The following is a 12731-nucleotide window of genomic DNA, read 5'->3' on the forward strand; positions in this document are numbered from 1 at the left end:
ATGAACGAGATTCAGTTAAAGTACGGTTGTAATCCAAATCAGAAGCCATCAAGAATATATATGGGGGATGGCAGTGATCTTCCTGTCAAGGTTTTAAACGGCAAGCCTGGATACATCAACTTCCTTGATGCATTTAACGGATGGCAGCTCGTAAAGGAACTCAAGGCGGCAACAGGACTTCCAGCAGCAACATCATTCAAGCATGTTTCACCAGCAGGCGCTGCAGTTGGACTTCCACTTAACGATACACTTGCAAAGATCTACTGGGTAGATGATCTCGGAGAGCTCTCACCACTTGCATGCGCATATGCAAGAGCAAGAGGTGCTGACAGAATGTCATCATTTGGTGATTTCATCGCACTTTCAGATGTATGTGACGCAGACACAGCACGCCTTATCAAGAGAGAGGTATCAGATGGTGTTATCGCTCCTGGATACACAGATGAGGCTATGGAACTTCTCCTTGCAAAGAAGAAGGGAAATTACAACATCATCCAGATAGATGAGAACTATGTTCCTGCTGAGATCGAGAGAAAGCAGGTATACGGTGTTACATTTGAGCAGGGAAGAAATGAGCTCAAGATCGACAAGGATCTTCTGTCAAACTTTGTTACAAAGAACAAGGATCTTCCAGAGCAGGCTGAGATCGATATGAAGATCGCGCTCATAACACTCAAGTATACACAGTCTAACTCTGTATGTTATGTAAAGGGTGGACAGGCTATAGGTATCGGAGCCGGACAGCAGTCAAGAATCCACTGTACAAGACTTGCAGGACAGAAGGCAGACAACTGGTTCCTTCGTCAGTCACCACAGGTTATGGAACTTCAGTTTGTTGACGGACTTGGAAGAGCCGACAGAGACAATGCCATCGACGTATACATGGGTGATGAGTATGAGGACGTTCTTAAGGAAGGCGAGTGGCAGAAGAGATTCAAGGTTAAGCCTGAGGTGTTCACAGCAGAGCAGAAGAAGGCATGGCTTGCGCAGAACACAGATGTTGTCCTTGGATCAGATGCATTCTTCCCATTCTCAGACAATATAGAGAGAGCTCACAAGAGCGGTGTCAAGTACATTGCACAGCCTGGCGGATCAGTTCGTGACGATCTTGTTATCGAGTGTGCTGACAAGTACGATATGGTCATGGTATTTACAGGAATCAGATTATTCCATCACTAATCTGCCAGGCCTGTCGGCGTCAGATATTGTATTTATAGAAGAATTGAGGGCGGTTTTGCTGATGAAAATCAGCAAAGCCGCTTTTTTACTTTATATTATTGTTGGATTGTGCTAATATAAAATGATGTATAAACTGCGGTAGCTATGCCGTGTAATAAAAATACTGTGATTCAAAGGAGATAACATATGTCTAGACGTAAACGCAGCATATTTAAAGAGAGAAGAAAGATCAACTATAAACTTATTTTTACATTGGTGATACTTGCATGTGTGGCTGTATTGCTGATCTCTTACGCCATATCGGCAATAGTGTCACAGAAGGATGAACTTTACGATCAGGGCGTAAAATATTACAAGTCAGGTTCGTATCAGGAGGCAATAGATTCATTTGACAATGCCCTGACAGAGAATCAATTGTTCTCAAAGAAAAAGGATCAGAATATAAAGCTGTATCTGGCTGATGCGTATCTCAAGAGCGCGCAGTACACAGAGGCTGCAAATACATACAACGAATTGATACAGGATTCATTTACCGGTTCTAATGTAAAAGATTTGAAGGAGCTGGCAACTGCACTCAGTGATTTCTCACAGGGAAATTATGGCGGGGCTCTCGATGTGCTTCTGAAGCAGGCGGAGACATATCCGGAGCTTTATATGTACATAGGAACATGCTACGCAGTTACTGATGAATCCGATAAGATGTTTGAGAGCTATGAAAAATATGTCCAGACATTTGGATTCAACTCGTATGTATATGCCATGTACGGTTCATATTATCTGAATAACGGTGATATGGAGTCTGCGATCGCATATATTACAAATGGACTTGACAGTGGAGACAAGATATACAGAAAAGAGCTCCTGATGCTTGAGATAACATATTATGAGAAGAACGAGGATTACGATAAGGCTTATGAGATAGCGGGACAGCTTGTGTCTGAGTATCCGGATTATGAGAAAGGACAGAAGGAGTTTACATTCCTGAGCACAAGAGTGTCACAGTAGTATTTGTATTGGGAGGAGTTATTTTATATGGAGATTCAGCTTTGGAAGGAGATACTGTCTCCTTACGAGCAGGCGGTTGATGAGCTTCTCGTGAAGTTCAACCACATAATAATGCAGTACAAGAGTATGGGAAAATACTCACCTATAGAGAGTGTGACCGGAAGGGTGAAAACGGTCTCCAGTATTATCGATAAGCTTCAGAAGAAGAATATTCCTATGGACCGGATCGTTGAGGAGATGGATGACATAGCCGGAATCAGGATCATGTGCCAGTTCACCGAGGATATCAGCAAGGTGGTTGAGATCATACGTGGCAGACAGGACATGAGGATACGCGAGGAGAAGGATTATATAGCAAATGCCAAGGCCAGCGGCTATCAGAGCTATCACATCATACTTGATTACGATGTATATACGGTAAATGGATGCACCACCATACAGGCGGAGATCCAGATAAGGACAATGGCGATGAACTTTTGGGCAACCATAGAACATTCATTGCAGTACAAGTACAGGAAGGGAATTCCAGAGGATATAAGGGCGAAGCTCAAGAACGCTGCGGATGCCACCGTTGCACTTGACAGGGAGATGTCTTATGTCCGCGGAGAGATCATGGATGCACAGAATTCGTTCAATATCAAGGCGAATATAGTTTCGGAGATCATTGTGAATATCCAGAATCTGTACAAGGTGGGAAATCCAAGAGAGATCCAGAAGATTCAGGATGAGTTTTATTCTATATATAAGAAGGATGATATGGAGCTGCTTGAGAATTTTGCAAAGCAGCTTGACATAATAGCTGAGGGTTACAAGGCCCAGAGCGTAAGATAAAGGAGTTTGTTATGGCTTTACCAAAGGCGTTTGACGAGAGGATCAGAATACAGCTTGGCGATGAATACGAGGATTATATAAAGTGTTTTGACAGTGATATGTATCATGGAATCAGGGTGAATACATCCAAGATATCCGTGGAGGACTTTCTGAAGATAAGTCCTTTCGAGTTGGAGCCTGTGCCGTGGACTAAGAATGGTTTTTACTATGATCACAGGAAGTATACGCCGTCCAAGCATCCATACTATTATGCGGGGCTCTATTATATACAGGAGCCAAGTGCCATGACACCTGCCAGCGTTCTGGATATAGAGGATGGAGATGTGGTACTAGATATATGCGCGGCACCGGGAGGCAAATCCACCGAGCTTGCGGCGAAGCTTAATGGCACAGGAATACTTATATCCAATGATATAAGCAATTCAAGAGCCAAGGCGCTTCTGAAGAACCTGGAACTTTTCGGAATAGGAAACATGTGTGTGGTAAGTGAACCTCCAAATAATCTGTCAAAGGCATTTGAGGATACATTCGATAAGATACTTATAGATGCACCGTGTTCCGGAGAGGGCATGTTCAGAAAATCCTCATCGATGATGACTGCATGGGAGAACAACGGAACTGAACTTTTTGCCGGACTGCAGAGAGGAATATTAAATGAAGCGTGCAAGATGCTGAAACCAGGCGGAAAGCTGCTTTATTCCACATGTACATTTTCCCCCGAGGAGGATGAGAGGTCGGTGGAGTATCTGCTGTCGATAGATGACAGTATGCATCTTGTGGATTTTCCTAAATATGAGAAATTTGATGACGGTAATCCGGCCTGGGGAGAGACCGGCAATCCTGAGCTTGTGAAGTGTTCAAGACTGTGGCCTCATCACGTGAAGGGCGAAGGTCATTTCATAGCTCTGTTTGAAAAGGATCAGGATGACTCATATAGAGGAAACTTAACATACTCGTTCAAGTCGTACAGGCCGGATGAGGATTTCATCGCATTTATAAAGCATGTATCTGAGTCTGCGGGTATAAAGACAGACAGGATAGAGGAAAATAAGGGAAGACTTTATTATATATCAGAGGGAATGCCTGATGTTAAGGGACTCAGGCTTTTGAGGCATGGACTGTTCCTCGGTGAGGTCAAGAAGAACAGATTTGAACCGAGTCAGTCACTTGCGATGTATCTCAAGTCAGATCAGTTTGACAATGTTGTGAGTTTTTCGGCGGATGACATAAGGGTCATAAAGTATTTAAAGGGAGAGACCGTCGAGCTGGAAGATGATCAGGATATAGAGAATGGGTATGTGCTTGTCTGCGTGGATGGATATCCGCTCGGGTGGGCCAAGAACAACAGAGGAGTATTAAAAAACAAATATTTATCGGGATGGAGGATGATGTCATGAGAAAGGTAGCTATAATCACAGGAGCATCTTCAGGGATTGGAAGAGAATTTGCAATTCAGATAGCACAGAAATACAGAACTGTCGACGAGATATGGCTTATCGCCAGAAGAAAGGACAGGCTTGCAGAGGTAAAGGCTGAGATAAATGCGGTCAGCGGAAAGCTTGTCAGGATACTTGCGCTTGACCTCACAAAGGAAGCAGATATCAAATTCTACAGAAATCTTCTCGAGAGACAGGATCCGTCAATAAGAGTCCTGGTCAATGCGGCCGGATATGGAATAGCGGGACATTTTGAGAATATGACAGTGGACGATGTCACGGGAATGCTTGACCTCAACTGCAAGGCGCTGGCAGCCATAACTCATATTTCATTGCCATATATGGCAGGCCCATCAAATATAATCAATCTTGCTTCGTCAGCGGCGTTCCTGCCTCAGCCATCATTTGCAATATATGCGGCATCAAAGTCGATGGTTTTAAGCTTTTCAAGGGCACTTAACAGAGAGCTTGCAGGCAGGGGAATCACAGTTACGGCTGTATGTCCGGGACCTGTCAAGACAGAGTTCTTTGACGTTGCCCAGAAGTATACCAAGTCAAAGCCTTACAAGATGGTGCTCAGAGCAAATCCTGTCAAGGTCGTAAAAAGAGCATTATTTGACGCATATTACATGAGTGATATATCAGTTTATTCACCGCTCATGAAGGCGTTCAGACTTGTGAGCAAATACCTGCCTCACAATTTGCTGATCAGATTTATGAAGTAGATATATGGGCTGCAGGCGGACATAGCTCTACAGCCAGACCAGAGATAAATGGAGGATGATATGGAAAAAGGACAACACGGATACATGAACAGGCATAAGAGAAATGTTCTTATAAGTATCATTGTACTTGGATTGTTTGTTATAGCCGGAGTATTCTTTACTGTGGCTATGTTTGACACAAGAAAGACTGTATTTATAGTCATACCGATACTCGTCGCCCTGCCGCTCGCAAAACAGCTTGTGGCATACATAATGTGTGCGGGGTTCAAGGAACTCACGAAGAATGAGTACGCTAAAATTGAGAAGTTATCATACTTTGGGGATCCGTCACTTGTATATGATGTGTCGATAAGCAGGTACGAGGGAATATTGTATTTCCCTGCTGCGGTCATAAGAGATGGCAGAATGTTGTTTTACTACAATGGTGGATATGGCAAAAAGATACCTGATGAGGCAGCACTCAAGAAGATCATTACAGAGGCTCTGGCAGACCAGAAAAAATATGTTGTGATCATAACCACAGACATTGATGGTTTTGTGGCAAAGGCCGAGAAGATCAAAGCACCTTCAGATGAATTTGTCGGTGCCGATGAGAAGATCAGAAACAGATTATATGAGCTGGGAATATAGAAAAAAATGAGAGAGATAGTTATTTCAAAGAACGAAGCCGGCCAGAGGCTTAACAAGCTGGTCATGAAGTACCTTAACAAGGCTCCTTCAAGCTTCGTCTACAGGATGATAAGAAAGAAAAACATAAAACTTAATAATGGCAAGGCGGTTGGAAATGAGATCGTGTATGTGGGGGATGTGATACAGCTCTACCTGTCGGATGAGACCATAGATTCATTCAGGGATGACAGCGTGAGAGCCGGTGCTTCCACAGGTGGAAACAGGTTCAAACCGGAGATCATATATCACGACCACAACATACTTATAGTCAATAAACCGGCGGGTGTATTGTCACAGAAGGCATCGAAGGACGATTACTCGATCAATGAGAGTGTCATCGATTATCTGCTTGACAATGAGTATATAACTGAGACTCAGCTCAGAACCTTCAAGCCTTCTGTATGCAACAGGCTGGACAGGAATACCTCCGGCCTTGTTCTGTGTGGAGTGTCACTTATGGGAAGCCAGGAGCTTTCGAGGATCATAAGGGAGAGACGCATAGACAAATATTACTACACCATAGTCAAGGGTAATATGACGGAGACGCAGGATATTACGGCATATCTCGTGAAGGATGATAAGAAGAACACTGTGACAATACGTGACAGCGTGGAGGAGATACGCAGGGCTGCCGGGGACTTGGGCTATGATAAGATCCATACTATATTCCAGCCGGTCAGAACAAATGGAAAATATACAGAGCTTAAGGTAAAGCTCATAACGGGTAAGACCCACCAGATAAGGGCACAGCTCCAGCACATGGGGTATCCGGTGATCGGTGACCAGAAGTATGGTGACAGGGAGACAAACATACATTTCAGACAGACATACAAGCTTAGAAACCAGATTCTGCACTGCGGCGAGGTGGAGTTTACCGATGTTGTCGGTGGACTGGACTATCTGACGGGCAAGAGCTTCTCAGCATTCAAGCCTGATATGTATAAAAGAATAGAAAAGGATTTGTTTGAATAGATGGCTACATGGAATTCGCGAGGACTTCGTGGCTCCACACTGGAGGATATGATAAACCACACAAATGAATATTACAGACAGAAGAACCTTGCGCTGGTCCAGAAGATCCCGACACCTATCACGCCGATAAAGATTGACAAGGACAGCAGCCAGATCACTCTGGCGTATTTCGAGAAGGATTCAACCGTCGACTATATAGGTGTTGTCCAGGGAGTTCCGGTATGTTTCGATGCAAAGGAATGTGCCACTGACACATTTACAATGCGCAACATTCATGAGCATCAGATAAGGTTCATGGAGGATTTCGAGAGACAGAACGGTGTAAGCTTCCTTATCATAATGTTCTCGGGACGAAATGAACTGTATTATATGAGATTCGAGGAGCTTAAGGGATATCTTGAGAGAGCCGAGAATGGGCATGCCAATAACTTCAAGTACAATGAACTTGATACAAATTTCTTTATAAGAGCCAAGGGTGGTGCATTGGTACATTATCTTGAACCTCTAAGCAGGGATCTTGATGATAGAGGTTGACAAATACAATGCGCTTTAATATAATGTGCACGTTGACATGCTACCAAAGTAGCAAATTATCACTTTAATGTGATGAAGTAAAATGAAGAACGTGAAGCATGGCAAAGTTTAATTGACAAGGAGACATGATTATGCAGGACAAACTGTTACAGACCCCGGATGGAGTGAGAGACACCTACGATGTAGAATGTAAGAAGAAGAGAAAGGTTATGCATGAACTCCATCATATTCTGGAGTTATACAGCTATCACGATATAGAGACACCTACATTTGAGTTTTTTGATATATTTAACAGAGACAAGGGCTCAGCACCTTCCAATGAGATGTACAAGTTCTTTGACAGGGACAACAATACTCTGGTGCTCAGACCTGATATAACACCTTCGATAGCAAGATGTGTTGCAAAGTATTATGCAGATGAGGAGCTTCCGGTCAGACTCTGCTATACGGGTAACACATATACCAATACACTTAAGCTTCAGGGTAAGCTTAAGGAAGTTACACAGATCGGTGCCGAGCTTGTAAATGATGATTCATCCGCTGCTGACGCTGAGATAATCGCAACTGTGATAGACTGCTTCAACGAGATCGGGATCAGTGATTTCCAGATCGAGATAGGCCAGATCGACTACTTCAAGGGGCTTGTGGCTGAGTCGGGAATCAGTGAGGACGAGGAGAATCAGATAAAGGAGTATATCCACATCAAGAACTTCTTCGGACTTGAGGAATATGTGGATGCGCTTGATATAAGTGAATCTCTTAAGAAAGCATTTGTTGCATTTGACTCTCTGTTCGGCGGAATATCCATGCTTGACAAGGCAGAGGGATATGTGTCAAATGAGACATCACTTGAAGCTGTGAAGAGACTCAGAAGAGTATATGCAGCCCTTGAGTGCTATGGATATCAGGATCACATAAGCTTTGATCTCGGTATGCTTGACGGATACAACTACTATACAGGAATCATATTCCGCGGATATACTTACGGAACCGGTGACGCTGTTGTCAAGGGCGGCCGTTACAATAACCTCCTTAAACAGTTTGGAAAGGATGCACCGTCTATCGGTTTTGCCTTCACTGTTGAGGAGCTCATAATGGCCATGAACAGACAGAATATAGACATAGATGTGGATTATTCCAATACGATCATCCTCTATGATATAGAGAATCAGGGCAAGGCGATCAAGGCCGGCATGAAGCTCAGAAGTGAGGGACGGAAGATAGAACTCATAAGAAAGTCACAGAAGAAATCTGTTGACGACTATATTGAGTATGCGGGAAGAGAACATTTCTCAGGCCTTATATATTTTGAGCAGTCAGGCGATGCGGTGGCATACGATCTGATAAGCCGATCACACTCCAAGTGGGATGGCAATTTATAGAAGAAACTTTTACGGCTTGATTGAGAATAGATTGAATTAGATGAAAGGTTATGGAGAGATGAGATATTTAACATTTGCCCTTGCTAAGGGGCGACTTGCAAAAAAGACACTTGCGCTGCTTGAACAGATAGGTATAACATGTGAGGAGATGAAGGATCCCGACACAAGAAAGCTTATATTTGTGAACGAGGAGCTTAAGATGAAGTTCTTCCTGTCAAAGGCCACAGATGTTCCTACTTATGTAGAATATGGTGCGGCCGATATAGGCGTTGTAGGTAAGGACACAATACTTGAGGAGGGAAGAAACCTGTATGAGGTCATGGATCTTGGCTTTGGAAAGTGCCACATGTGTGTATGCGGACCGGCATCTGCCAGAGAGCTTCTCAAGAAGAATGAGATCATAAGAGTTGCAAGTAAGTATCCGGTGATCGCAAAGGATTACTTCAACAACCGTAAGCACCAGACAGTTGAGATAATCAAGCTCAATGGTTCAGTGGAGCTCGCTCCTATAGTTGGACTTTCAGAGGTGATCGTAGATATAGTTGAGACAGGAAGCACACTCAGGGAGAATGGACTTGAGGTGCTTGAGGAAGTTTGTCCACTCTCAGCCCGCATGGTTGTGAACCAGGTAAGTCTCAAGATGGAGAATGAGAGGATACACAAGCTGTTGGAAGATCTCAACAGACTTATAAAGGAAGAGAACAAGTAACATATATAGATAATATAACAAATTGATAATCACACGGAGGCATAACAGAGATGAGAATCGTAAAGCTTAATGCAGAGACAAAGAAGGATCTTCTGAAGAATCTTCTAAAGAGAAGTCCAAGTAATTTCGGTAATTATGCAGAGACTGTACAGGGAATAGTTGACGATGTGAGGGATAACGGTGATGCCGCACTCTTCTCATACACAAAGAAGTTCGACAAGGCAGAAATAACAGCAGATAACGTGAAGGTTACACAGGAGGAGATAGACTACGCATATACACAGGTCAGCCCTGAGCTCCTGGACGTTATCAGAAAAGCCAAGAAGAACATTTGGGAGTACCATGAGAAGCAGAAGCAGTATAGCTGGTTTGACTCCAAGCCAAATGGAACTCTTCTCGGACAGAAGGTTACAGCACTTGCATCTGTAGGTGTCTATGTTCCGGGTGGAAAGGCTGTTTACCCTTCATCAGTTCTGATGAATGTTATGCCGGCAAAGGTTGCAGGCGTTGAGAAGATAGTCATGACAACTCCATGTAATGCTGAGGGTGAGGTGTACGCCACAACACTCGTTGCAGCAAAGGAAGCAGGAGTGGATGAGATATACAAGGCAGGCGGCGCGCAGGCCATAGCTGCCCTTGCATACGGAACAGAGTCAGTACCTAAGGTTGACAAGATAGTTGGCCCTGGAAACATATTTGTCGCTCTTGCAAAGCGTGCCGTATACGGACATGTCAGCATAGATTCCATAGCCGGCCCATCAGAGGTAATGGTACTTGCCGATGAGACTGCCAATTCTAGATACGTGGCTGCAGATCTGCTGTCACAGGCAGAGCATGACGAGATGGCATCAGCCATACTTGTGACCACATCAGAGGAGCTTGCCGAGAAGGTATCAGTTCAGGTTGACAAGTTCATCGATGAGCTTTCAAGAAAAGAGATAATGAGAAAGTCTATAGACAATTACGGGTATATTCTTCTTGCAGACAACATGAGCGATGCCATAGATGCTGTCAACGACATTGCATCAGAGCATCTCGAGATCGTCACAGCCAATCCATTTGACGTGATGACAAGAGTGAAGAATGCTGGAGCTATATTTATCGGAGAATACTCATCAGAGCCTCTTGGAGATTACTTTGCAGGCCCTAACCATGTACTTCCAACAAACGGTACAGCAAAGTTCTTCTCACCGCTTTCAGTAGACGATTTCATCAAGAAATCCAGCATAATCTACTATTCAAGAGAGGCACTTGAGGCAGTTCACACTGACATTGAAGCATTTGCCAAGGCTGAGCAGCTCACAGCACATGCCAATTCAATAGCAGTAAGATTTGAAAAATAAGACATAATGATATAGAATATGGGAAGGAGACAGGGATATGGCAGAGAAAGCAGCTAGAATCGCCAAATGTACAAGAACGACAAACGAGACAGACATAACCCTCGAGTTTAATATAGATGGAAAAGGACAGTCAAAGATCGACACAGGAATCGGTTTCTTTGACCACATGCTCACAAGTTTTGCGAGGCATGGTTTCTTTGATCTCAACGTTACAGTCAAGGGAGATCTGTATGTGGATTGTCACCACACCATTGAGGATGTGGGAATTGTGCTGGGCAAGGCCATCAAGGAGGCTCTTGGAGACAAGAAGGCCATCAAGAGATTTGGCAATTTCTTCCTGCCGATGGACGAGACTCTCGTAATGTGTGCCATAGATCTGTCGGGAAGACCATATCTTGTCTATGATCTGAACCTCCGCACAGAGAGGGTTGGATACTTCGACACACAGATGGTCAAGGAATTCTTCTATGCAGTATCATACGCTGCTGAGATGAATCTCAATATTAAGCAGTTCTCAGGGGAGAACGATCACCACATCATAGAGGCCGCATTCAAGGCATTTGCGAAGGCTCTTGATGAGGCGACAACTTATGACAGAAGATTAAACGGAAAGGTGCTTTCTACCAAGGGCACACTTTAAGGAGGTGCTGGTTCACTATGGATAATGATATGATCTGCAAAAAGATAATTCCATGTCTGGATCTGAACAATGCGGTCGAGATGGCAAAATATTACAATGATGCCGGAGCTGATGAGATAGCTTATTTTGACAGCAAGGCAACAAAAGATGGCAGAGAACCCAATGTTGCCATTATAAGACAGATATGTGACAGTGTTGATATTCCACTTATTGCCTGTGGCGGTGTGAGGGAGCTTGAAGATGTCAAGAAGCTTCTGTATGCAGGTGCATCCAAGGTATGTATGAAATCTGCGGCACTGAACACGCCGGAGCTTGTCACTGAGGCTTCTGACAGATTTGGTTCAGAGCGAATAATCTGTACTATAGATCTGAGTGAGTGTGATGATCCTGTCGGATATGCCAGAAAACTGAAGGCGCTTGGAGCGGGAGAACTTCTGCTGCTTCACAACAACATGGTGCCGGAATATCTGGATATAGTAAAATCCATAAGAGAAAATGTTGCACTTCCTGTTATAGTTTCTACATATTCCACTAACGGGGAAGCTGTGGCAGAGATGCTCAATGAGACAAATGCTGAATCAATTTCTCTGTACAATCTCCAGAAGATGGATATAATGGAGATTAAACAGCGTTGCCGTGAGGCAAATATAGATGTGGATCTGTTTGAATCGTCCATGCCTTTTGAGGCGTTCAAACTCAATTCGGATGGACTTATTCCATGTGTTACACAGCACTATAAGACCGGTGAAGTGCTCATGGTTGCTTATATGAACAAGGAGTCGTATGAGAAGACCATCAGAACAGGACGCATGACATACTGGAGCCGCAGCCGCAATGAGTTGTGGACCAAGGGTGATACATCCGGTCATTATCAGTTTGTCAAATCTCTTACGATAGACTGTGACAAGGACACCATACTTGCCAAGGTGTCACAAATAGGAGCTGCGTGTCATACAGGCAGCCGTACTTGTTTCTTTACAGATCTGGTGAGAAAGGAGTACAATGATACCAATCCTATGAAGGTATTCGAGGAGGTATACAATACCATACGCGACAGAAAGGATCAGCCAGGAGATGATTCTTATACCAATTATCTGTTCGGCAAGGGTATTGACAAGATCCTGAAGAAGGTCGGTGAGGGAGCTACGGAGATAGTCATAGCTGCCAAGAATCCTGATTCAGAGGATATAAAATATGAAATATCTGACTTCCTTTATCATCTCATGTGTCTGATGGTAGAGAGAGGAATCAGCTGGAAAGATATTACAGAAGAACTGGCTGACAGAAGATAGAGTGGAGGATATTA

The 12731-nt window shown here is 43.8% G+C and carries 13 protein-coding genes; all 13 read left to right on the forward strand.

Annotated elements, in window-relative coordinates; genetic code table 11:
* The 13 genes from DXB91_RS08910 to hisIE all read left to right on the forward strand — a co-directional run bounded on the left by DXB91_RS08910 (nt 1) and on the right by hisIE (nt 12717).
* On the forward strand, nt 1-1179 hold the full coding sequence (locus tag DXB91_RS08910; protein ID WP_118017581.1) for a phosphoribosylaminoimidazolecarboxamide formyltransferase: 1179 nt from the start codon (nt 1-3) through the stop codon (nt 1177-1179).
* A 186-nt stretch (nt 1180-1365) separates the two neighbouring features.
* Nucleotides 1366-2184 carry a tetratricopeptide repeat protein gene (locus DXB91_RS08915; protein WP_118017583.1) on the forward strand — a complete coding sequence of 273 codons (819 nt, stop codon included), beginning with the start codon at nt 1366-1368 and terminating at the stop codon, nt 2182-2184.
* Nucleotides 2185-2211: 27 nt separating this feature from the next.
* Nucleotides 2212-3015 (forward strand): GTP pyrophosphokinase, encoded by an 804-nt coding sequence (locus DXB91_RS08920; protein ID WP_022216499.1) that lies wholly within the window; start codon nt 2212-2214, stop codon nt 3013-3015.
* Between the two features lie 11 nt (nt 3016-3026).
* Nucleotides 3027-4412 carry an RsmF rRNA methyltransferase first C-terminal domain-containing protein gene (locus DXB91_RS08925; protein WP_118017585.1) on the forward strand — a complete coding sequence of 462 codons (1386 nt, stop codon included), beginning with the start codon at nt 3027-3029 and terminating at the stop codon, nt 4410-4412.
* Nucleotides 4409-5176, forward strand: coding sequence for an SDR family NAD(P)-dependent oxidoreductase (locus tag DXB91_RS08930; RefSeq protein ID WP_243003551.1), 768 nt, complete (start codon nt 4409-4411; stop codon nt 5174-5176). The genes DXB91_RS08925 and DXB91_RS08930 overlap by 4 nt, the downstream gene beginning before the upstream one ends.
* Before the next feature lie 60 nt (nt 5177-5236).
* Nucleotides 5237-5806 (forward strand): hypothetical protein, encoded by a 570-nt coding sequence (locus tag DXB91_RS08935; protein WP_118017589.1) that lies wholly within the window; start codon nt 5237-5239, stop codon nt 5804-5806.
* Between the two features lie 6 nt (nt 5807-5812).
* Nucleotides 5813-6817, forward strand: coding sequence for an RluA family pseudouridine synthase (locus tag DXB91_RS08940; RefSeq protein ID WP_118017591.1), 1005 nt, complete (start codon nt 5813-5815; stop codon nt 6815-6817).
* Nucleotides 6818-7351 (forward strand): Holliday junction resolvase RecU, encoded by a 534-nt coding sequence (locus tag DXB91_RS08945; RefSeq protein ID WP_118017593.1) that lies wholly within the window; start codon nt 6818-6820, stop codon nt 7349-7351.
* Nucleotides 7352-7482: 131 nt separating this feature from the next.
* Nucleotides 7483-8733, forward strand: coding sequence for an ATP phosphoribosyltransferase regulatory subunit (gene hisZ / locus DXB91_RS08950; protein ID WP_117548981.1), 1251 nt, complete (start codon nt 7483-7485; stop codon nt 8731-8733).
* A 58-nt stretch (nt 8734-8791) separates the two neighbouring features.
* On the forward strand, nt 8792-9442 hold the full coding sequence (gene hisG / locus DXB91_RS08955; RefSeq protein ID WP_118017595.1) for an ATP phosphoribosyltransferase: 651 nt from the start codon (nt 8792-8794) through the stop codon (nt 9440-9442).
* Nucleotides 9443-9492: 50 nt separating this feature from the next.
* Nucleotides 9493-10785: a histidinol dehydrogenase gene (gene hisD / locus DXB91_RS08960; protein ID WP_117548980.1), complete on the forward strand. Its 1293-nt coding sequence runs from the start codon at nt 9493-9495 to the stop codon at nt 10783-10785.
* Nucleotides 10786-10822: 37 nt separating this feature from the next.
* Nucleotides 10823-11425: an imidazoleglycerol-phosphate dehydratase HisB gene (gene hisB / locus DXB91_RS08965; protein WP_118017597.1), complete on the forward strand. Its 603-nt coding sequence runs from the start codon at nt 10823-10825 to the stop codon at nt 11423-11425.
* Nucleotides 11426-11442: 17 nt separating this feature from the next.
* Complete coding sequence (hisIE, locus tag DXB91_RS08970) at nt 11443-12717, forward strand: bifunctional phosphoribosyl-AMP cyclohydrolase/phosphoribosyl-ATP diphosphatase HisIE (protein WP_117548979.1); 1275 nt, start codon at nt 11443-11445, stop codon at nt 12715-12717.
* Nucleotides 12718-12731: the final 14 nt, after the last annotated feature.

The organism is Coprococcus sp. OM06-34AC (genome assembly GCF_003462545.1).
GTDB lineage: Bacteria > Bacillota > Clostridia > Lachnospirales > Lachnospiraceae > Coprococcus > Coprococcus aceti.